Source organism: Streptomyces sp. NPDC049627 (assembly GCF_044465645.1).
Lineage (GTDB): Bacteria > Actinomycetota > Actinomycetes > Streptomycetales > Streptomycetaceae > Streptomyces.
Window position 1 is genome coordinate 171,431 of sequence record NZ_JBITLW010000008.1, and the last position, 18,248, is coordinate 189,678.

The 18,248-nt window shown below is 69.3% G+C and carries 21 protein-coding genes; 4 read left to right on the plus strand and 17 right to left on the minus strand.

Annotated elements, in window-relative coordinates; all coding sequences use genetic code 11:
* Positions 1 to 54: 54 nt before the first annotated feature.
* The 6 genes from ACIBU0_RS22895 to ACIBU0_RS22920 all read right to left on the minus strand — a co-directional run bounded on the left by ACIBU0_RS22895 (position 55) and on the right by ACIBU0_RS22920 (position 4,323).
* Positions 55 to 294 carry a hypothetical protein gene (locus ACIBU0_RS22895; RefSeq protein ID WP_398821169.1) on the minus strand — a complete coding sequence of 80 codons (240 nt, stop codon included), beginning with the start codon at positions 292 to 294 and terminating at the stop codon, positions 55 to 57.
* A gap of 126 nt (positions 295 to 420) precedes the next feature.
* A complete protein-coding gene (locus ACIBU0_RS22900) occupies positions 421 to 1,287 on the minus strand; it encodes a hypothetical protein (RefSeq protein WP_398821171.1) in 867 nt (288 codons plus the stop codon).
* Positions 1,288 to 1,409: 122 nt separating this feature from the next.
* Positions 1,410 to 2,399 (minus strand): 2,3,4,5-tetrahydropyridine-2,6-dicarboxylate N-succinyltransferase, encoded by a 990-nt coding sequence (gene dapD, locus ACIBU0_RS22905; protein WP_398821173.1) that lies wholly within the window; start codon positions 2,397 to 2,399, stop codon positions 1,410 to 1,412.
* Positions 2,400 to 2,515: 116 nt separating this feature from the next.
* On the minus strand, positions 2,516 to 3,052 hold the full coding sequence (locus ACIBU0_RS22910; RefSeq protein WP_398821174.1) for a TetR/AcrR family transcriptional regulator: 537 nt from the start codon (positions 3,050 to 3,052) through the stop codon (positions 2,516 to 2,518).
* Positions 3,052 to 3,372, minus strand: coding sequence for a DMT family transporter (locus ACIBU0_RS22915; protein ID WP_398821176.1), 321 nt, complete (start codon positions 3,370 to 3,372; stop codon positions 3,052 to 3,054). Before ACIBU0_RS22915 ends, ACIBU0_RS22910 begins: the two co-directional genes overlap by 1 nt.
* 66 nt (positions 3,373 to 3,438) lie before the next feature.
* Complete coding sequence (locus tag ACIBU0_RS22920) at positions 3,439 to 4,323, minus strand: endo alpha-1,4 polygalactosaminidase (RefSeq protein WP_398821178.1); 885 nt, start codon at positions 4,321 to 4,323, stop codon at positions 3,439 to 3,441.
* Positions 4,324 to 4,569: 246 nt separating this feature from the next.
* On the opposite strand from ACIBU0_RS22920, the gene ACIBU0_RS22925 reads away from it, so the two are divergent.
* On the plus strand, positions 4,570 to 5,403 hold the full coding sequence (locus ACIBU0_RS22925) for an AbfB domain-containing protein (protein WP_398821180.1): 834 nt from the start codon (positions 4,570 to 4,572) through the stop codon (positions 5,401 to 5,403).
* A 61-nt stretch (positions 5,404 to 5,464) separates the two neighbouring features.
* Here the strand turns inward: ACIBU0_RS22925 and ACIBU0_RS22930 are convergent, their stop codons facing one another.
* The 8 genes from ACIBU0_RS22930 to ACIBU0_RS22965 form a co-directional block, all read right to left on the minus strand.
* Entirely contained in the window at positions 5,465 to 5,797 is a 333-nt protein-coding gene (locus ACIBU0_RS22930) for a metal-sulfur cluster assembly factor (protein WP_208031583.1), read from the minus strand.
* Positions 5,794 to 6,261: a Fe-S cluster assembly sulfur transfer protein SufU gene (gene sufU / locus ACIBU0_RS22935; protein WP_398821182.1), complete on the minus strand. Its 468-nt coding sequence runs from the start codon at positions 6,259 to 6,261 to the stop codon at positions 5,794 to 5,796. The genes ACIBU0_RS22930 and sufU overlap by 4 nt, the downstream gene beginning before the upstream one ends.
* 20 nt (positions 6,262 to 6,281) lie before the next feature.
* A complete protein-coding gene (locus tag ACIBU0_RS22940; protein WP_398821184.1) occupies positions 6,282 to 7,538 on the minus strand; it encodes a cysteine desulfurase in 1,257 nt (418 codons plus the stop codon).
* On the minus strand, positions 7,535 to 8,299 hold the full coding sequence (gene sufC / locus ACIBU0_RS22945; protein WP_398821186.1) for a Fe-S cluster assembly ATPase SufC: 765 nt from the start codon (positions 8,297 to 8,299) through the stop codon (positions 7,535 to 7,537). The genes ACIBU0_RS22940 and sufC overlap by 4 nt, the downstream gene beginning before the upstream one ends.
* A gap of 7 nt (positions 8,300 to 8,306) precedes the next feature.
* Positions 8,307 to 8,627 (minus strand): bifunctional 3-phenylpropionate/cinnamic acid dioxygenase ferredoxin subunit, encoded by a 321-nt coding sequence (locus tag ACIBU0_RS22950; RefSeq protein ID WP_053762338.1) that lies wholly within the window; start codon positions 8,625 to 8,627, stop codon positions 8,307 to 8,309.
* Positions 8,624 to 9,808 (minus strand): Fe-S cluster assembly protein SufD, encoded by a 1,185-nt coding sequence (sufD, locus tag ACIBU0_RS22955; RefSeq protein WP_398821188.1) that lies wholly within the window; start codon positions 9,806 to 9,808, stop codon positions 8,624 to 8,626. The genes ACIBU0_RS22950 and sufD overlap by 4 nt, the downstream gene beginning before the upstream one ends.
* Before the next feature lie 62 nt (positions 9,809 to 9,870).
* Positions 9,871 to 11,295 carry a Fe-S cluster assembly protein SufB gene (gene sufB / locus ACIBU0_RS22960; RefSeq protein WP_398821190.1) on the minus strand — a complete coding sequence of 475 codons (1,425 nt, stop codon included), beginning with the start codon at positions 11,293 to 11,295 and terminating at the stop codon, positions 9,871 to 9,873.
* Positions 11,292 to 12,044 carry a helix-turn-helix transcriptional regulator gene (locus ACIBU0_RS22965; protein WP_398821192.1) on the minus strand — a complete coding sequence of 251 codons (753 nt, stop codon included), beginning with the start codon at positions 12,042 to 12,044 and terminating at the stop codon, positions 11,292 to 11,294. The genes sufB and ACIBU0_RS22965 overlap by 4 nt, the downstream gene beginning before the upstream one ends.
* 464 nt (positions 12,045 to 12,508) lie before the next feature.
* On the opposite strand from ACIBU0_RS22965, the gene ACIBU0_RS22970 reads away from it, so the two are divergent.
* The 3 genes from ACIBU0_RS22970 to ACIBU0_RS22980 are packed head-to-tail and all read left to right on the plus strand — an operon-like array spanning position 12,509 to position 15,274.
* Positions 12,509 to 13,432 (plus strand): ABC transporter ATP-binding protein, encoded by a 924-nt coding sequence (locus ACIBU0_RS22970; RefSeq protein ID WP_398821194.1) that lies wholly within the window; start codon positions 12,509 to 12,511, stop codon positions 13,430 to 13,432.
* Positions 13,433 to 13,488: 56 nt separating this feature from the next.
* Positions 13,489 to 14,205 carry an ABC transporter permease gene (locus ACIBU0_RS22975; protein WP_398821738.1) on the plus strand — a complete coding sequence of 239 codons (717 nt, stop codon included), beginning with the start codon at positions 13,489 to 13,491 and terminating at the stop codon, positions 14,203 to 14,205.
* A gap of 58 nt (positions 14,206 to 14,263) precedes the next feature.
* Positions 14,264 to 15,274 (plus strand): heme A synthase, encoded by a 1,011-nt coding sequence (locus ACIBU0_RS22980; protein WP_398821739.1) that lies wholly within the window; start codon positions 14,264 to 14,266, stop codon positions 15,272 to 15,274.
* Positions 15,275 to 15,300: 26 nt separating this feature from the next.
* Here ACIBU0_RS22980 and ACIBU0_RS22985 read toward each other — a convergent pair whose 3' ends face one another.
* The 3 genes from ACIBU0_RS22985 to ACIBU0_RS22995 all read right to left on the minus strand — a co-directional run bounded on the left by ACIBU0_RS22985 (position 15,301) and on the right by ACIBU0_RS22995 (position 17,915).
* Positions 15,301 to 16,407 (minus strand): amidohydrolase family protein, encoded by a 1,107-nt coding sequence (locus tag ACIBU0_RS22985; RefSeq protein WP_398821196.1) that lies wholly within the window; start codon positions 16,405 to 16,407, stop codon positions 15,301 to 15,303.
* Between the two features lie 179 nt (positions 16,408 to 16,586).
* On the minus strand, positions 16,587 to 16,877 hold the full coding sequence (locus ACIBU0_RS22990) for a hypothetical protein (protein WP_398821198.1): 291 nt from the start codon (positions 16,875 to 16,877) through the stop codon (positions 16,587 to 16,589).
* Between the two features lie 69 nt (positions 16,878 to 16,946).
* The gene (locus ACIBU0_RS22995) at positions 16,947 to 17,915 is read right to left on the minus strand and encodes a heme o synthase (protein ID WP_398821200.1); all 969 of its coding nucleotides are present in this window, start codon (positions 17,913 to 17,915) and stop codon (positions 16,947 to 16,949) included.
* Positions 17,916 to 18,248 lie beyond the last annotated feature (333 nt).

The following is an 18,248-nucleotide window of genomic DNA, read 5'->3' on the forward strand; positions in this document are numbered from 1 at the left end:
CGCCTCCGTGTGCGGTACGGGCCCCGGCCTCGCGCTGTGCCCGGTGCGGTGCGCTCAGCCCCAGCGGTACCCGTCGCCGAAGAGCAGGAAGTGCTCCAGCACGTCCTCCATCGGGTCGTCCACCTGCCCCACGTTGATCAGGGCGATACGGGGGCCGTTGTGCGAGGCCGTGTTGGTCTCGTCGGCGTGGGCGGCCCCGGCCGGCAGCCAGCAGGCCCCCGCCACGCTCACCGCACCGATCACCAGGCGCCATACCGTCCTCGTCCGCTTGCTCGTCTTCACTCGACCCGTCATCGGCCCTCGGTCCTCATCTCGTCGGTTCGGCGTGTGATCGGACACTGCGTCCACCCGTTCATCTGCCTGGACCGCGCCGAGGTCACGTCGAGTAACCCGTACGAGAGCGCGTCGCCGCGCCTGCGGTCACGACGCCGGGGCCGGAAGGGGCGCCGGGGCCGGAAGGGTGTCGGAGCGCAGCCGTGCCTCCACGTCCTCCAGGTCCGCGATGGCGTGCTGGATGTCCTCCTCCAGCACCGTGAAGATCCGCGGCGTCGCGGTCGTCTCCCGGAACAGCTCGCAGCGGCGCTGGGCCGCCCGCAGATAGCCGAGGACGGTGCGGATGTACTCGGTGGGCGGGAACGCGACGTACTGGCTGAGCAGCGAGTCCAGGGTCAGCGAGGCCTTCTGGACGTCGGCCGTCATCACCGAGAACAGGTCCCAGGTCTCCCGGTCCTCGGAGGACAGGCGCGGCAGCAGCCACTCGTACGCCTGATCCCTCCTGACCAGCCCCTCGTGCACGCACCGCCGCACCGCCAGCAGGCTGAGCCGGATGTCCGGCGCGATGGGATACACCTGGCCGGGGTCGATCCCGAGGGTCGTGCGGAGGTCGGCGATGTTGGTGACGGTCTTGTCGAGGTCGTCCAGACAGACCCGCAGCAGCGCCACGTTCCGGTAGAACTCCGGGTCCCGGCACTGCAGGTCGTGGTAGCCGGCGAGCCGCTCGGCCGCGGCCTTGACATTACGATCAATCAGCGCGATCTGCTCGAACGCCCCCGCGTCCCGCAGAATCTCCAGCGCCTGCTCGCCACGGTCCCGGGTCAGCGCCTTGGCGAAGCAGAACCCGGCCAGCGAGAAGAGCGAGCCGATGACGAAGTCCTTCTCCTCGTTGAAGATGTTCCGCAGGTTCTGGTACGCGATCACGGAGATCAGAACCAGCAGGACCAGACCGGCGAGCGCCCACCTGTACTGCCTCGTCGACGGCCTCTCCTGAAGAATCTCCCGTATCGGCATCGCCTTGCCCCCTTGCGACCGTTGCCGTGGAAGGTCAAGGTTCTTGAGGGCCGGTCGGCGGCGTCAAGAGCGGCAGAGGGGTCGCAAGGGGGCGTCCGGAAGGCCCGGAAGGCCGGTCGCCGTCAGTTGTGGCTGTGCAGGATGTCGTTCAGGCCACCCCAGACCGCGTTGTTCGGGCGGGCCTCGACGGTGCCGGTGACCGAGTTGCGGCGGAAGAGGATGTTGGAGGCGCCGGACAGCTCGCGGGCCTTGACGATCTGCCCGTCGGGCATGGTCACACGCGTCCCCGCGGTGACGTACAGACCGGCCTCGACGACGCACTCGTCGCCGAGCGCGATGCCGACGCCCGCCTCGGCGCCGATGAGGCAGCGCTCGCCGATGGTGATGATGACGTTGCCGCCGCCGGACAGCGTGCCCATGGTGGAGGCACCGCCACCGATGTCGGACCCGTCACCGACCACGACACCCGCCGAGATACGGCCCTCGACCATGGACGTACCGAGGGTGCCCGCGTTGAAGTTCACGAAGCCCTCGTGCATGACGGTGGTGCCCGCGGCGAGGTGGGCACCGAGCCGCACACGGTCGGCGTCGGCGATGCGCACGCCCTTGGGGGCCACGTAGTCCGTCATGCGCGGGAACTTGTCGATGGAGGTCACCTGAAGGTGCAGCCCCTCGGCCCGGGCGTTGAGCCGGACCTTTTCGACATCATCGACGGCGACCGGGCCGAGGGAGGTCCAGGCGACGTTGGCGAGGAAGCCGAACTGGCCCTCCAGGCTCAGGCCGTGCGGCTTGACCAGCCGGTGCGACAGCAGATGCAGGCGCAGGTACACGTCGTGCGCGTCGATCGGCTTCTCGTCGAGCGAGGCGATGACCGTGCGGACCGCGACGACCTCGACGCCCCGGCGCGCGTCCGGCCCGATCGCCGCGGTGGCGCCACCGCCGAGCAGCTCCGCGGCGCGCTCGGCGGACAGCCGCTCACTGCCGGCGGGACCCGGCTCAGCGACGAGCTCGGGCGCGGGGAACCAGGTGTCGAGAACAGTGCCGTCAGCAGCAATCGTGGCAAGGCCGGCGGCCACGGCGCCGGTGGTGCGAGGAGCAGTCGTGTCGGTCATAAGGGCAACCTAACGTGACCCCCACCGCGGGGGCGAACCGACGGGGGTGCGTCTCACGTGCCGGGCGGTACGGCGAAAGCAGCCCGTCCGGCGTTTGAGGACGAGGCCCCCGGCGGTCACGGAATGACCCGCGCCAGCACCTCCCGCGCGTACTCCTCGTCATAGGTACCCCCGGCAAGCAGCACCTGCAGACAGATCCCGTCCATCAACGCCACCAACGCCCGCGCCGTCACCGCATCCGTACGGCGGGACAACCGATCGGCGAGATCCCGCACCCACTCCGCGGCTACCGGCCGCAGCGCAGGACGACGCAGCGCGGCGAGATAGAGCTCGTACTCCAGCTCGACACCCGTCCGCTCCCCCGCCAGCCACTCCCCCATCCAGCCCGCGAGCTCGGCGGCAAGGTCGGCCTCCGGATCCTCCAGCCCCCCACGCGAGGCGATCACCTTGGCAAAACCCTCGTTGGCCTGGCGCAGAGCGGCGACCAGCAGATCGTCGAGGGTCTTGAAGTGGTACGTCGTCGAGCCGAGCGGCACATCCGCCTCGGCCGCGACGGTGCGATGACTCAGCCCCCCGATCCCCTTCTCCCCGACGACCCGAATCGCCGCATCGATGATCCGCTGACGCCGCTCGGGGTCATAGCGCCGCGGCATCAGTGCGCACCCCCCAGATTCAGCACCACCACACCGACGATGATCAGCGCTATCCCGGTGGCCTTGGCGACCGTCATCCCCTCCCCCAGGAACAGGATCCCGATGGTGGCGATGGCCGCGGTGCCGACACCGGACCAGATCGCGTACGCCGTACCGACCGACACCGTCCGCAGTGTCTGGGCGAGCAGCACGAAGGAGACGGCGTACCCGAGGACGGTCAGCAGCGACGGCCAGAGCCGGCTGAAACCGTCGCTGTATTTCAAGGCGGTCGTACCGCCCACCTCGGCCGCGATGGCTGCGGCGAGCATCAGGTATCCCATGCGTACGAGCGTACACAACGTTGCGTACGACCGTACACATCGACACCCCGGCCGGACCGGATCAGATCAGCAGGTGCGGCGGCGATACCCCGCTTCCCCCGCCGGTACGACGTCCAGGTCCCGCAGCACCACCGACAGCCTGTCGCCCCACTCCGCGCACGCGGCGGCGAGGCCGTCCGACCGGTACTCGATGACGAAGACCCGGTCGTCGTAGGCGTCCGCGTAGGCGCCGCACTCGTCGTACTGTCCGCACTCCTCGGCGACCGCGAAGTCGAAGCCGAGCCCGCGTCCTTGCCGGGCCAGACCGGCGGCGTTCTTCTGCCCGATCGCCAGACCGGCGGCATGGGCACGGGCGGCGAGCAGCTTGCCGAAGGCGAGGTCGTCCTCGGCCGCCAGCAGCCCGTCGGACCGCTCGTGGGAGTCGAGGTTGTCCGCCTCGACCGCCTGGAATCCGTCCGCGGCGCAGGCGTCGATCCACTCGCCCACGATCCGGGCGAGCCGCTCGCGCTTGCCGGCCGTCGAGATGTCCAGCAGGGCCTCGTCCCAGTCCCGGTCGACGACGAGCGCGCCGGCGGCGTCCCGGAGCAGCAGGTCGGGATGGCGGGCCTGCCACCAGCCGTCGGCGCCGGGCTGGGCCTGGAAGGCGTTGACGTAGCAGATGTTGTAGACGCCCGGCGCCGGTCTCGCGGTGCGGTCGCGGGAGACGGCGCGTACACCCTCGGGCGGCCGGTAGGAACCGCCGATCTGGTAGTCGAAGCCGACCCCCGGCTCCGGCAGCACCACCTTCCCACCGCCGCCGGGGCCCGCGGACGAAGAGGCAGACGGGCGACCCGACGCGTCGGCGTCGTCCCCGCCGGACGCCGTGCATCCGCCGGCGGCCATGGCGAGCGCACCGCACAGCGCTGCGGCCGCGAGCGCTCGGCGGACGGTACGGCGGGCGCGATGCACCATGATGCGGGGATTCCTCCAGTACGTGATCTCCGATGCTGCCGCTCATGATGCCCTGCTTCGGAATCCGCGGGCCGCGCAGCGTATTTGATGTGGTGTCAGCCGCGGGGGCCCGTGAGAAATCGATGTGGATACGGCTCTCGCAAAGGGCTGCTCCCGGGCCACAGGGTCCACTAGTGTTTCACCGTTCACATACCGGGCCTTCGCAGCCGCGGCCGTCGTCGCATGACGCCGCTGGAGGAACAGCGCATGCCAGAAAACAAGTCCCGGCCGCCTCAGGAGCAACCTTGGGAGAACGGCTGGGCCCCGGAGACCTCCCGGGCGCCGGGGACGCGCCGCCTCTGGCTGGCGGGCGGGATGGCGGCGGTGACGGTGGTCGCCTGCGTCACGGCAATCGCCGTATCGAACAAGGCAGCTGACCATACGTCAGCCGCCGCTTCGTCCTCCGCCTCGGACACCACGACCCCCGGCCTGATCTCCTTCGCCACCCCGTCGGAGACGACTCCCCTGAAGGGCAGGAGCGGCCTGGCAACCCCACAGGCGACGACCCGGGCACCCGGCCAACAGCACGCCACCACACCGAGGCCCGCGCCGGAGCCGTCCGAGTCGCCTTCCCACGGGGCCGGTTCAGCGACCACGGCACCGAAGCCCCCGGCCACCACGACCACCTGGCGATCCGTCCGCTCGGTCAACTACCCCGACCGCTACTGGCATGTGAGCAGCGGCTACGTGAAGCTGGACGCCGTCGGGGGCTCGGAGAGCCGCAAGGACTCCACCTTCAAGCTGGTCAAGGGGCTGGCCGACGCCTCCTGCTATTCCTTCGCCACGGCCGACGGCACGTACCTGCGCCACCGCAGCTTCGTCCTGCGCTCCGAGCGCCATGACGGCTCCGCCCTGTTCCGGCAGGACGCCACGTTCTGCCCCCGGGCGGCGGCGTACTCGGGGGCGGTCATGCTGGAGTCGGTCAACTACCCCGGCCGGTTCCTGCGCCACCAGGACTTCCAGCTGAAACTGGACCCCTTCCAGAACAGCTCCCTCTACCTGTCGGACTCCGCCTTCCAGCTGGTGGCAGGGCTGGCCTGAGACGACAGACGGCGAGGTCCGTCCATCGGACCTCGCCGTCTGTTCGTGTGGTCTGCCGGCGTCAGACGTTGAACCCCAGCGCCCGAAGCTGCTCGCGGCCGTCGTCCGTGATCTTGTCCGGGCCCCACGGCGGCATCCACACCCAGTTGATGCGCAGCTCGTTGACGAGGCCGTCCGTCGCGGACTTGGCCTGGTCCTCGATGACGTCCGTGAGCGGGCAGGCCGCCGAGGTCAGGGTCATGTCGACCGTGGCCACGTTGGAGTCGTCGATGTGGATGCCGTAGATCAGGCCGAGGTTGACGACGTCGATGCCCAGCTCGGGGTCGACGACGTCCATCAGGGCCTCGCGGAGCTCCTCCTCCGAGGCCGGCTTCATCTCCACGGTGTCACTCATGCCGTCTTCCTTTCGGCGTCGGCCCCGCCCAGGGCCTGGGCCGTCGCGTCCTTCCACGCCATCCAGCTGAGGAGGGCGCACTTGACCCGGGCCGGGTACTTGGAGACTCCGGCGAACGCGACCGCGTCCTCCAGGACGTCCTCCATGGCGTCGTCGGGCTCGATCTTCCCCTTGGACTGCATCAGCTCCAGGAAGGTCTCCTGGATCTTCTGCGCGTCGGAGAGGTCCTTGCCGACGAGGAGCTCGTTCAGTACGGACGCGCTCGCCTGGCTGATGGAGCAGCCCTGGCCCTCGTACGAGACGTCCTCGATCCTGGTGCCGGCGTACTTCACGCGCAGGGTGATCTCGTCGCCGCACGTCGGGTTCACGTGGTGCACCTCGGCGTCGCCATCCCTCAGACCACGCCCGTGCGGGTTCTTGTAGTGGTCCAGGATGACTTCCTGGTACATCGAATCCAGCTTCATGCGTCGCTCGTCCCGTCCCGTCAGCCGAAGAAGTTCCGTACGTGCTCCAGGCCGTCGACCAGAGCGTCGATCTCGGCCGGCGTGGAGTACAGATAGAACGACGCTCGCGTGGTCGCAGGAATTCCGTAGCGCAGGCACACGGGGCGGGCGCAGTGGTGGCCCACCCGGACCGCGATGCCCTGCTCGTCGAGGACCTGGCCCACGTCGTGCGGGTGGATGTCGCCGAGGGTGAAGGAGATCGCGGCACCGCGGTCCTCGGCCGTGGTCGGGCCGATGATCCGCAGGTCGGGGACCTCCGCCAGCCGCTTCACCGCGTACTCGGTGAGTGCGTGCTCGTGCGCGAGGATCTTGTCCATGCCGATCGAGTTGAGGTAGTCGATCGCCGCGCCCAGACCGATCGCCTGGGAGATCGGGGGCGTGCCCGCCTCGAACTTGTGCGGGGCGGGAGCGTACGTCGACGAGTGCATCGACACCGTCTCGATCATCTCGCCGCCGCCCAGGAACGGAGGCAGGTCCTCCAGCAGCTCCTGGCGGCCCCACAGGACGCCGATGCCGGTCGGGCCGCACATCTTGTGGCCGGTGAAGGCCACGAAGTCGGCCTGGAGCGACTGCACGTCCAGCGGCATGTGGGGCGCGGCCTGCGAGGCGTCGATGCAGACCAGCGCACCGACCTCCTGCGCGCGGCGCACTATCGCCTCGACGGGGTTGAGCGTGCCCAGGATGTTGGACACCAGCACGAAGGAGACGATCTTCGTCTTCTCCGTGATGACCTCGTCGATGTTGGACAGGTCGAGACGGCCGTCGTCGGTGAGGCCGAACCACTTCAGCTTCGCGCCCGTGCGCTGCGCGAGCAGCTGCCACGGAACGATGTTGGAGTGGTGCTCCATCTCCGTGATGACGATCTCGGTGTCGGAGTCCACCCGGTAGGGCTCGTCGGCCCAGCCGAGCATGTTCGCCACGAGGTTGAGCGACTCGGAGGCGTTCTTGGTGAAGATCACCTCGTCGCGGCTGGGCGCGTTGATGAACTCCGCGACCTTGTCGCGCGCGCCCTCGTACAGCGCCGTGGCCTCCTCGGCGAGGACGTGCACGCCACGGTGGACGTTGGCGTTGTGCTGCTCGTAGTACTCGGAGAGCACGTCGAGCACCTGGCGCGGCGTCTGCGAGGTCGCCGCGTTGTCCAGGTACACGAGCTTCTTGCCGTCGTGGACGACGCGGTCCAGGATCGGGAAGTCCTTGCGGAGCGCCTCGGTGTCGAGGAGGCCCGGCAGCTGTGTCACGCGGATGCGCCACCCTTCGTGTATGCCTCGTAGCCCTCGTTCTCCAGCTTGTCGGCGAGCTCGGGGCCGCCGGACTCGACGATGCGGCCGCCGGAGAAGACGTGGACGTGGTCGGGCTTGATGTAGCGCAGGATGCGCGTGTAGTGCGTGATCAGCAGGGTGCCGACCTCGCCCGTCTCGCGGACGCGGTTCACGCCCTCCGACACGATGCGCAGCGCGTCGACGTCCAGGCCGGAGTCCGTCTCGTCGAGGATCGCGACCTTCGGCTTGAGCAGCTCAAGCTGGAGGATCTCGTGGCGCTTCTTCTCACCGCCGGAGAAGCCCTCGTTGACGTTGCGCTCGGCGAAGGAGGGGTCCATGTTGAGGCGCTCCATGGCCTCCTTGACCTCCTTCACCCAGGTGCGCAGCTTGGGGGCCTCGCCGCGGATGGCCGTGGCGGACGTACGGAGGAAGTTGGAGACCGAGACGCCGGGGACCTCGACCGGGTACTGCATCGCCAGGAACAGGCCCGCGCGGGCGCGCTCGTCGACGGACATCTCCAGGACGTCCTCGCCGTCGAGGGTGACGGAGCCGCCGGTGATCGTGTACTTCGGGTGACCCGCGAGCGAGTAGGCGAGGGTCGACTTGCCCGAGCCGTTGGGGCCCATGATGGCGTGCGTCTCGCCCTGCTTCACGGTGAGGTCGACGCCCTTGAGGATCTCCTTCGTGGCGTTGTCGGCCTCGACGGTGACGTGCAGGTCTCGGATTTCAAGCGTTGCCATGGGTGCCTCAGGACTCCTGGGTGAGGGAGACGAGAACGTCGTCCCCTTCGATCTTTACGGGGTATACGGGGACGGGGCGCGTCGCGGGGAGGCCGGACGGCTTGCCGGTGCGGAGGTCGAAGCTGGAGCCGTGCAGCCAGCATTCGATCTGGCAGTCCTCCACCTCGCCCTCGGAGAGCGAGACGTTCGCGTGCGAGCAGATGTCGTGGATCGCGAAGACCTCGCCCTCGGTGTGCACGATGGACACCGGCGTGCCGTCGAGTTCCACCCGCTTCGGGGTGTCCTCCTCCAGCTCACTCAGCGCACACGCGCGTACGAAGGTGGTCATGCGACCGACGCCTCCAGCTCCTCATCGATCTTCGCGATCAGGCGCTCCTCGATGTCCGCGACACCGATCTGCTGGACCAGCTCGGCGAAGAAGCCGCGGACGACGAGACGGCGGGCCTCGTGCTCCGGGATACCGCGGGCCATCAGGTAGAAGAGCTGCTCGTCGTCGAAGCGGCCGGTCGCGCTCGCGTGACCCGCGCCGACGATCTCGCCGGTCTCGATCTCCAGGTTCGGCACCGAGTCGACCCGGGCGCCGTCGGTCAGAACCAGGTTCCGGTTCATCTCGTACGTGTCCGTGCCCTCGGCCTTGGCCTCGATGAGGACGTCGCCGATCCACACCGCGTGGGCGTTGTCGCCCTGCAGCGCGCCCTTGTAGACGACGTTGGACTTGCAGTGCGGGACGTTGTGGTCGACCAGGAGGCGGTGCTCCTGGTGCTGGCCGGCGTCCGTGAAGTACAGACCGAGCAGCTCGGCCTCGCCGCCGGGGCCGGCGTAGGTGACGCGCGGGTGGAGGCGTACGAGGTCGCCGCCGAAGGTCACCACGACCGACTTCAAGCTCGCGTCGCGGCCGATGAGGGCGTTGTGCTGGGCCACGTGCACGGCCTTGTCGTCCCAGTCCTGGACGGAGACGACGGTCAGCTTGGCGCCGTCGCCCAGGATGTAGTCGACGTTGGCGGCGAGCACCGCGTCACCGGTGTGGTCGATGACGACGACGGCCTCGGCGAAGGCGCCGAGCTCGACGACCTGGTGGCCGTAGGCGACCCCGCCCTCGCCGTGCACGGCGATGCGGATGGGCTCGGTCAGGACCGTCTCCTTGGGGACGGTGACCACGCCGGCCTTCTCGAACGCCGAGTACGCCTGGGCAGCGATGCGGTCCACCGGGGTGCCGGCCTTGCCGATCCGGGCGTCGTCACGGCCGACGGTCTCGACGGTGACGCCCTCGGGGACCTGCACGTCGACCTTCACGCCGTCACCGGTCGCGACGGCGGTGCCGTCGTGCAGCCCGCGCAGGCGCTCCAGCGGGGTGAACCGCCACTCCTCCTCACGGCCGTGCGGGACCGGAAAGTCCTGCACGTCGTAGGACGGGGGCGCGCTCATGCGCGTGGCGACGGTCGACTCGGCGGCCACCGCGATCTGCCCGGCGGTGGTGGACCCCACCGGAATGTTCTGAGCCTCAGCCATGGCTGTCGGTCTGCTCTCTTTCCTACGTCAGATTTCGCTAGCTGCTTGCAGAGGGACCGGTCTTAACCGACCGCGCCTTCCATCTGCAGCTCGATCAGCCGGTTGAGCTCGAGGGCGTACTCCATGGGCAGCTCCTTCGCGATGGGCTCGACGAAGCCGCGCACGATCATCGCCATCGCCTCGAACTCGCTGAGGCCGCGGCTCATCAGGTAGAAGAGCTGGTCCTCGGAGACCTTGGAGACGGTGGCCTCGTGGCCCATGGACACGTCGTCCTCGCGGACGTCCACGTAGGGGTACGTGTCGGAGCGGGAGATGGTGTCGACGAGCAGCGCGTCGCACAGCACGTTCGACTTGGATCCGGCGGCGCCCTCGCCGATCTCGACGAGACCGCGGTAGGACGTACGACCGCCACCACGCGCCACCGACTTGGAGACGATGTTGGAGGAGGTGTTCGGCGCCATGTGGACCATCTTGGAGCCGGCGTCCTGGTGCTGCCCCTCGCCCGCGAAGGCGATGGACAGGGTCTCGCCCTTGGCGTGCTCGCCCATCAGGTAGACGGCCGGGTACTTCATCGTCACCTTGGAGCCGATGTTGCCGTCGATCCACTCCATGGTCGCGCCCTCGTACGCCACGGCGCGCTTGGTGACCAGGTTGTAGACGTTGTTCGACCAGTTCTGGATGGTCGTGTAGCGGCAGCGGGCGTTCTTCTTGACGATGATCTCGACGACGGCGCTGTGCAGCGAGTCCGACTTGTAGATCGGGGCCGTACAACCCTCGACGTAATGCACGTAGGCACCCTCGTCGACGATGATCAGGGTCCGCTCGAACTGGCCCATGTTCTCCGTGTTGATACGGAAGTAGGCCTGGAGCGGGATCTCCACGTGGACGCCCGGCGGGACGTAGATGAAGGAGCCACCCGACCACACGGCGGTGTTCAGGGAGGCGAACTTGTTGTCACCGACCGGGATGACGGTGCCGAAGTACTCCTTGAAGAGCTCCGGGTGCTCCTTCAGCGCGGTGTCGGTGTCGAGGAAGATGACGCCCTGCTCCTCCAGGTCCTCACGGATCTGGTGGTAGACGACCTCGGACTCGTACTGGGCCGCGACACCGGCGACGAGGCGCTGCTTCTCCGCCTCGGGGATGCCGAGCTTGTCGTACGTGTTCTTGATGTCCTCGGGCAGGTCCTCCCAGGACTCCGCCTGCTTCTCCGTGGAGCGTACGAAGTACTTGATGTTGTCGAAGTCGATACCCGAGAGGTCCGAGCCCCAGTTGGGCATGGGCTTCTTGTCGAACAGGCGCAGGCCCTTGAGACGGAGCTTGGTCATCCACTCCGGCTCGTTCTTCTTCGCGGAGATGTCGCGGACGACGTCCTCGCTCAGACCACGCTTCGCAGAAGCGCCGGCTTCGTCGGAGTCGGCCCAGCCGTATTCGTACTTGCCCAGGCCCTCGAGCTCAGGGTGGGCAGTCTCCTCGATGGGGAGAGTCATGCGGGGTTCCTCCCGGCCGTGCTTGCAGATGCGTTATGTGAGGTGTGGGAAATCTTCGGGATGAACGTCGTGCAGACGCCGTCGCCGTGCGCGATGGTCGCCAGCCGTTGCACGTGCGTTCCGAGCAGCTCGGCGAAGATCTCCGTCTCCGCCTCGCACAGCTGCGGGAACTGCTCCGCGACGTGGGCGACCGGGCAGTGGTGCTGGCAGAGCTGCTCGCCCTTTTGAGGGAGGGGTGCGCTGCGCGCCGTTGCAGCGTACCCGTCGGCACTCAGGGCCTTGGCCAGGGCTTCGGTGCGCTCGTCAGGGCTGACGGCCTCGATCGCCTTGCGGTACGCGCTCGCCTGAGCGGCGATCCGGGCCCGGGCGAAGGCGGCGACCGCCTCGCTCCCGCCCTCACGCTCGGCGATCCACTTCAGGGCGTCCGCGGCGAGCTTGTCGTACGACTGGTCGAAGGCGTCACGGCCGCAGTCGGTGAGCGCGAAGACCTTGGCGGGACGGCCACGCGTGCGCGTGCCGTACACCCGCTGCTCCCGCGCCTCCACGACATCGTCCGCGACCAGCGCGTCCAGATGCCTGCGTACGGCTGCCTGGGTGAGTCCCAGCCGGCCGGCCAGCTCGGCGACGGTCGACGGCCCGTGGTCCAGGATGGACCGCGCGACCCGGTTGCGCGTCGAGCGCTCCCCGGTCGCGAGCTCCTCCTGAGGGGTTCCCATGGGGGTCTCCCGAGCCTCGCCGACGTTTTTCACAACGCCATTGTTGCGTAATTCCTCAAGACCGGGCAAGCCGCGTCCGGGCGCCCCGACGGTGCGCTGCGTCACTTAGGCATACCTAATCTGACCTGCGGAAACGATCTTTGATCGATCAAACACCCGGCTCGGGGAAGCCCTTCCGGAACATCCCCGAACCATGCCGACACCCCCTCCGACCGGCCCTCTTGCCGTGCGACACGGCTGTCGACGGCGGGCCGACGGGCGAAGCTCCGAGGCGGCCCCGCCCCTCGACACCGGCCCGGTCAATGCAGCCCGTCCGGCGTTTGAGGACGAGGTCCGTTCAGGGCCGAAGGAGGGTCCGTTGGTGCAGGCAACGACGCGTGCCGCCGGCCGAAGCGATGGCGTACGCGGAGCGGTCGCCGGCCGTGCACCGGCCCCGTGAGGAGGAGATCTGAACCCGCCCGCCGCGGGCCCGGCCCTCGTACCTAGACTCTGGAGCCATGCGAACTGAGCCCGTGGTCCAGGTCCAGGCCCTGGTGAAGCGGTACGGCACGAAGACCGCGGTGAACGGCCTCGACCTGGTGGCCCGGGCGGGCGTGACCGCCGTGCTCGGACCCAACGGTGCGGGCAAGACCACGACGGTCGAGACCTGCGAGGGCTACCGGAAGCCGGACTCCGGCACGGTGCGCGTCCTGGGCCTCGACCCGGTGAGACAGTCCGGCGAGCTTCGGCCCCGCATCGGCGTGATGCTGCAGTCCGGCGGCGTCTACTCGGGCGCCAAAGCCGACGAGATGCTGCGCCATGTCGCCAAGCTGCACGCGCACCCCCTGGACGTCGACGCCCTCATCGAGCGGCTGGGCCTCGGCAGCTGCGGCCGGACCACCTACCGCCGACTGTCCGGCGGCCAGCAGCAGCGGCTCGCGCTCGCCATGGCCGTGGTCGGCCGCCCGGAGCTGGTGTTCCTGGACGAGCCGACGGCCGGACTCGACCCGCAGGCCCGCCGGGCCACCTGGGACCTGGTCCGGGACCTGCGCGCCGACGGCGTCTCGGTCATCCTCACGACCCACTACATGGACGAGGCCGAGCAGCTCGCCGACGACGTCGCGATCATCGACGCGGGCCGGGTCATCGCCCAGGGCTCCCCCGAGGAGCTGTGCCGCGGCGGCGCCGAGAACACGCTGCGCTTCACCGGCCGCCCCGGACTGGACGTCGGCTCCCTGCTGAAGGCCCTGCCCGCCGACTGCACGGCCGCGGAGCTGACGCCGGGCTCGTACCGGGTCGTCGGCAAGGTCGACCCCCAGCTGCTCGCGACGGTGACGTCGTGGTGTGCGCAGCACGGGGTGATGCCGGAGAAGATCTCGGTCGAGCGGCACACCTTGGAGGACGTGTTTCTGGAACTCACTGGCAAGGAGCTGCGTTCGTGACCAGCGTCGGTACGGGCACGTACACCCCGAAGCCGGGCGCCGCCCCCCTCCCCCGCATGATCGCGGCGCAGGCGGCACTCGAGACGAAGATGCTGCTGCGCAACGGCGAGCAGCTGCTGCTGACCGTGGTGATCCCCACGCTCCTGCTGGTCCTCTTCAGCTCGGTGGACATCGTCGACACGGGCGCCGGCAAGTCCGTCGACTTCCTCACCCCCGGCGTCCTCGCGCTCGCCGTGATGTCGACGGCGTTCACGGGGCAGGCGATCGCCACGGGCTTCGAGCGCCGGTACGGCGTGCTGAAGCGGCTGGCCTCCTCACCGCTGCCCCGGTGGGCCCTGATGACGGCGAAGACGGCGTCGGTGCTGGTCACCGAGGTCCTCCAGATCGTGCTGCTGACGGTGATCGCCTTCGCGCTGGGCTGGTCCCCGCACGGAAACCCGGCCGCCGTCGTCCTCCTGCTGGTCCTCGGGACGGCCGCCTTCTCGGGCCTCGGCCTGCTGATGGCCGGCACCCTCAAGGCCGAGGCCACCCTGGCCGCCGCCAACCTGGTCTTCCTGCTGCTGCTCGTCGGCGGCGGGGTGATCGTGCCGCTGGACAAGTTCCCGGCGGGCGCGCAGGACGTGCTCGGCCTGCTGCCGATCTCGGCTCTGTCGGACGGATTGCGCGACGTGCTCCGGCACGGAGCCGGGATGCCTTGGGGTGACCTGGGAATTCTCTCCGTGTGGGCGGTCGTGGGGCTGGCGGCGGCCGGGAAGTTCTTCCGCTGGGAGTAGGGCTCCCGTGAACCCCGGTGCCGACCCTCGTGAAAGCGTGCACAAGCGGCCGCCTACGATAGAGCGCGTGCCAAACGTGACCCGCGCCGACGCCGTAGCGGCCGTGCGCAACCCGCTCGCCTTCATCGCCGCACGCTGGACCCCGACTCCTAGGACGGTCCAGCGGGCGGCTCTCGCCGCGCTCGTGATGTCGGTGGTCATCGTGGTCACCGGCGGTGCGGTGCGACTGACCGGTTCCGGGCTCGGCTGCCCGACCTGGCCCAAGTGCACCGACGACTCGCTGACCGCGACCCGCGAGATGGGTTTCCACGGTGCCATCGAGTTCGGCAACCGCATGCTCACCTACGTGCTGTGCGCCGCCGTCGGCTGGGCGATCATCGCGGCGCGCTCCGAGAAGCCGTACCGGCGCGGCCTGACCCGGCTCGGGTGGGCACAGTTCTGGATCGTGATGAGCAACGCGGTGCTCGGCGGCATCGTCGTCCTGGTCGGCCTCAACCCGTACACGGTCGCGGCCCACTTCCTGCTCTCCTCCGCCCTGATCGCCGTCGCCACGGTGATGTGGCAGCGCACCCGCGAGGGCGACGCGGCACCGCGCCCCCTCGTCGGCAAGGCGGTGCAGCAGCTGGTGTGGTTCCTGGTCGCGGCGTCCGTGCTGCTGATCGCGGTCGGCACGGTCGTCACCGGCGCGGGTCCGCACGCGGGCGACTCCAGCGAGGTCGAGCGGATGCCGCTGGACTGGGAGAACGTCACCAAGCTGCACGCGGTGCTGGCCTGGATCGTGGTCACTCTGACCTTCGCCCTGTGGTTCGTCCTCAAGGCGGTCGACGCCCCGAAGGGCCCCCTGAACCGCACCCGCGACCTCTTCCTGATCCTCCTCGCCCAGGGCGTCATCGGCTACGTCCAGTACTTCACGGACCTCCCGGAGCTCCTCGTCGGCCTGCACATGCTGGGCTCGGCCGTGGTGTGGATCGGGGTGCTGCGGGTGCTGCTGGCGCTGCGGGAACGGCCGTACGACGAGGTCGGGATCCCGGGTCCGGCGGCAGAGGCGACGGTCGGCACGCGCGCTTAGGCGTTTTCGCGAGCACGCGCGCGTAGTCACTCCAGCCCGTACACCCGCCGGGCATTGCCCGCCGCCACCATCCCCGCCACCCGCTGCGCATCCGCCGGCGACCACGCCCCCTCGGCCACCCAGCCGCCGAGCACCCTGGCGAGGGCCTCGCGGAAGAGCCCCGCGCCCACCACGTGCAGTTCGGGCAGGCCCTGGGCCCCGCTGGAGAAGAGGATCTTGCCGAAGGGGGCCAGTTCCAGGATCTCGGCGAGGATGGTGGCGGCGCGGGCACCCGTGCGGATGAGTGCGGCGCCCGAGTCGGCGTAGACGTGCGGGAAGACGCCCGCCAGGTGGGCGGCGTGGCGGTGGTACGGGTAGCCGTGCAGCAGGATCAGGTCGGTGCCGAGGCCGGCCGTGGCGCGGACGAAGTCCGTGAGCAGCACCGGGTCCGTACGGTCGATGCGCACACCCGGCTCCCCCAGCCCCGCGTGCAGCTGCAGCGGCCGCCCCGACGCCACGGCGATCCACAGCAGGTGCCGCAGCAGCACCGGGTCGGTCAGTTCCCCTCCGACCCTGCGCCCCGCCAGCCAGCGGCCCGCCGCGCCCCGTACCTCTCCCGGCCCTGGCGGCTCGGGGGCGAGCGCGAGTCCGTGCCGTACGCCTGCGACCGAGGTGAAGGCCACCGCGTTCGCCGCGGCGCCGTGCACCGACTCGGCGAGGTTGGCGAGGAAGGACTCGACGGTGCCGGAGGTGTCGGCGACCTGCTCGGCGAGCAGTTCGAGCCGCACGATCTCATGAGCGTCGGCCTCGCCCGTGGAGGCCATCTCGGAGGGGCTGGTCAGGTCGCCCGGTACGCCGGTGTCGATCAGATACGTCGTGATGCCGCTGCCGCGCAGCAGCCTGCGGCCCGCTTCCAGGACGCCCAGCTCACGACGGCGGGCGAGATAGCGGGCGGGCGCGCAGTGCGGTTCCAGGCCGAGCAACGGGGGGCACCAGCGCCGTACGGCGAAGCCCGTCTGCGTGTCGAAGAGGGTGGTGCCCGGAGCGGGTGGGCCCTCCGTGCGGGCCAGCTGGGCCTCGAAGGTGCCGAGGCCCAGTTCCGTGCGCAGTACGCCGTGGCAGTACTGGTCCACGAGGGATGGCGTGTCGATCATCCGGTTCTCCCCGTGGCTGGACTCTGCTTACAGGTCCTAACGGGTGAACCGGTGAGTTGGTGTTGCGAAAGGGGGAGGGTGGCTCAGGTTGTTCGGCGGCTGCGGGCGGTCGTGAGCTGGTCGCGCCCGCGCGGCGGAGCCGCATATCGATACAGCCCCGCGCCCCTTTGGTCGGCTGCTCAACCGCCGATTTGGATGCCCGCCATCCGCTTCCACTCGTACTCGCCCGTCGTCACCTTTGCCGCGAACTCGCCGTCGAACGACTCGTGGCGGGTGATGCCGGCCTTCTCCACCGCCTTCTCGGCGATCTCGTACGACGGTGCCACCAGGTCTCCCCAGCCGCCGTCCTCGCCCACGAGCACGATGCGGGCGCCGCGCTGTCCGATGTAGGCGACCTGGGCCTCGGCGCCGCCGTGGGACTTCGCGAAGGTGTTGATCTGCTTGGCCAGCTTGGCCACCTTGTCTGCCATGACCAGGATGCTACCGACGAGTAGATCGAATGGCGACGGGCGGGGTGAGTGACCCGCGCCTCAGAGCCCCTACCGCAGGAACGGGTCCACCGCGACCGCCACGAACAGCAGCGACACGTAGGTGATCGACCAGTGGAACAGGCGCATCTCCTTCAGCTTCGCGCCCGTCACCTCCGCCTTCGCACGGTTCTGCAGCGCGTGCGCCTCCCACAGCCACCAGCCGCCCGCGCCGAGCGCGACCGCCGTGTAGAACCAGCCCGTGTAGCCGAGCGGCGTGAGCAGGAGCGACACCGCCACCATCACCCAGCTGTAGATGACGATCTGCTTGGCGACGACCTTGTTGGACGCGATCACCGGGAGCATCGGCACGCCCACGCGCGCGTAGTCGTCCTTCACCTTCATGGACAGCGGCCAGTAGTGCGGCGGCGTCCAGAAGAAGATGACCAGGAAGAGGATGAGCGGCGCCCAGGTGAGGGAGTCGGTGACGGCCGTCCAGCCGATCAGTACCGGCATGCAGCCCGCGATGCCGCCCCACACGATGTTCTGCGCCGTACGGCGCTTGAGGATCATCGTGTAGACGACGACGTAGAAGAGGAGCGCGCCGAGGGACAGCCAGGCCGACAGCCAGTTGACGGTGAGGCCGAAGAGCAGGGTCGAGACGACCGCCAGGGTGATGCCGAAGGCCAGGCACTCGCGCGGGCTGACCATGCCGGTGACCAGCGGGCGCTGCGAGGTGCGGTCCATGAGCGCGTCGATGTCGCGGTCGATGTACATGTTCAGCGCGTTGGCGCCGCCGGCCGAGAGGTAGCCGCCGATGCAGGTCAGGAGCACCAGACCGAGGTCGGGCACGCCCTGCTCGGCGAGGAACATCACCGGAACGGTGGTGATGAGCAGCAGCTCGATGATCCGCGGCTTGGTCAGCGCCACGAACGCCTTGACCCGGGCCCCGATCGGCCGCCGGCTCGGGCTCTGGCTCGTCCCGATAATCCCCGCTGGACGGGATTCAACGGCCGTCACGCACACCCCTGACAGAGACATCCCAGCAAGCCTCCCCGTGTGAAGTCCCGGTAAAGGCTCGCGCGTACCACGCCACTGTAGACGTTGCCCAGACCCGGACATTCGCGGGGGTCGGGTCGTGTTGAACGGCACCGTCGGAAGAGCCGACCGGCACTCTGTTGAGCACTCGGACGAGCGCCTGCGTATTCAGTTGCCGAATGCGATCCAGCCCAGTGGGGAGGCGGATCCCCGAGAGTCCCGGCAGTCTGGAATGACTCGAAAAGACGCACGTACTTACGGGGGTAGGCTCGACCACGGCCGGGGCGCCCCGTGCACCGGCATTCGACATGCGTGACATGTGGAGAGGAGCCCTGA

What these genes read in the sequence shown, in the direction of transcription:
- ACIBU0_RS22900 (WP_398821171.1), bottom strand. Translation starts at nt 1,287, where the DNA reads ATGCCGATACGGGAGATTCTTCAGGAGAGGCCGTCGACGAGGCAGTAC.
- ACIBU0_RS22995 (WP_398821200.1), bottom strand. Translation starts at nt 17,915, where the DNA reads ATGTCTCTGTCAGGGGTGTGCGTGACGGCCGTTGAATCCCGTCCAGCG.
- ACIBU0_RS22910 (WP_398821174.1), bottom strand. Translation starts at nt 3,052, where the DNA reads ATGCCGCGGCGCTATGACCCCGAGCGGCGTCAGCGGATCATCGATGCG.
- ACIBU0_RS22985 (WP_398821196.1), bottom strand. Translation starts at nt 16,407, where the DNA reads ATGATCGACACGCCATCCCTCGTGGACCAGTACTGCCACGGCGTACTG.
- ACIBU0_RS22970 (WP_398821194.1), top strand. Translation starts at nt 12,509, where the DNA reads ATGCGAACTGAGCCCGTGGTCCAGGTCCAGGCCCTGGTGAAGCGGTAC.
- ACIBU0_RS22990 (WP_398821198.1), bottom strand. Translation starts at nt 16,877, where the DNA reads ATGGCAGACAAGGTGGCCAAGCTGGCCAAGCAGATCAACACCTTCGCG.
- ACIBU0_RS22895 (WP_398821169.1), bottom strand. Translation starts at nt 294, where the DNA reads ATGACGGGTCGAGTGAAGACGAGCAAGCGGACGAGGACGGTATGGCGC.
- sufD (WP_398821188.1), bottom strand. Translation starts at nt 9,808, where the DNA reads ATGGCTGAGGCTCAGAACATTCCGGTGGGGTCCACCACCGCCGGGCAG.
- ACIBU0_RS22930 (WP_208031583.1), bottom strand. Translation starts at nt 5,797, where the DNA reads ATGAGTGACACCGTGGAGATGAAGCCGGCCTCGGAGGAGGAGCTCCGC.
- sufB (WP_398821190.1), bottom strand. Translation starts at nt 11,295, where the DNA reads ATGACTCTCCCCATCGAGGAGACTGCCCACCCTGAGCTCGAGGGCCTG.
- ACIBU0_RS22975 (WP_398821738.1), top strand. Translation starts at nt 13,489, where the DNA reads ATGATCGCGGCGCAGGCGGCACTCGAGACGAAGATGCTGCTGCGCAAC.
- sufC (WP_398821186.1), bottom strand. Translation starts at nt 8,299, where the DNA reads ATGGCAACGCTTGAAATCCGAGACCTGCACGTCACCGTCGAGGCCGAC.
- ACIBU0_RS22915 (WP_398821176.1), bottom strand. Translation starts at nt 3,372, where the DNA reads ATGGGATACCTGATGCTCGCCGCAGCCATCGCGGCCGAGGTGGGCGGT.
- dapD (WP_398821173.1), bottom strand. Translation starts at nt 2,399, where the DNA reads ATGACCGACACGACTGCTCCTCGCACCACCGGCGCCGTGGCCGCCGGC.
- ACIBU0_RS22950 (WP_053762338.1), bottom strand. Translation starts at nt 8,627, where the DNA reads ATGACCACCTTCGTACGCGCGTGTGCGCTGAGTGAGCTGGAGGAGGAC.
- sufU (WP_398821182.1), bottom strand. Translation starts at nt 6,261, where the DNA reads ATGAAGCTGGATTCGATGTACCAGGAAGTCATCCTGGACCACTACAAG.
- ACIBU0_RS22920 (WP_398821178.1), bottom strand. Translation starts at nt 4,323, where the DNA reads ATGGTGCATCGCGCCCGCCGTACCGTCCGCCGAGCGCTCGCGGCCGCA.
- ACIBU0_RS22925 (WP_398821180.1), top strand. Translation starts at nt 4,570, where the DNA reads ATGCCAGAAAACAAGTCCCGGCCGCCTCAGGAGCAACCTTGGGAGAAC.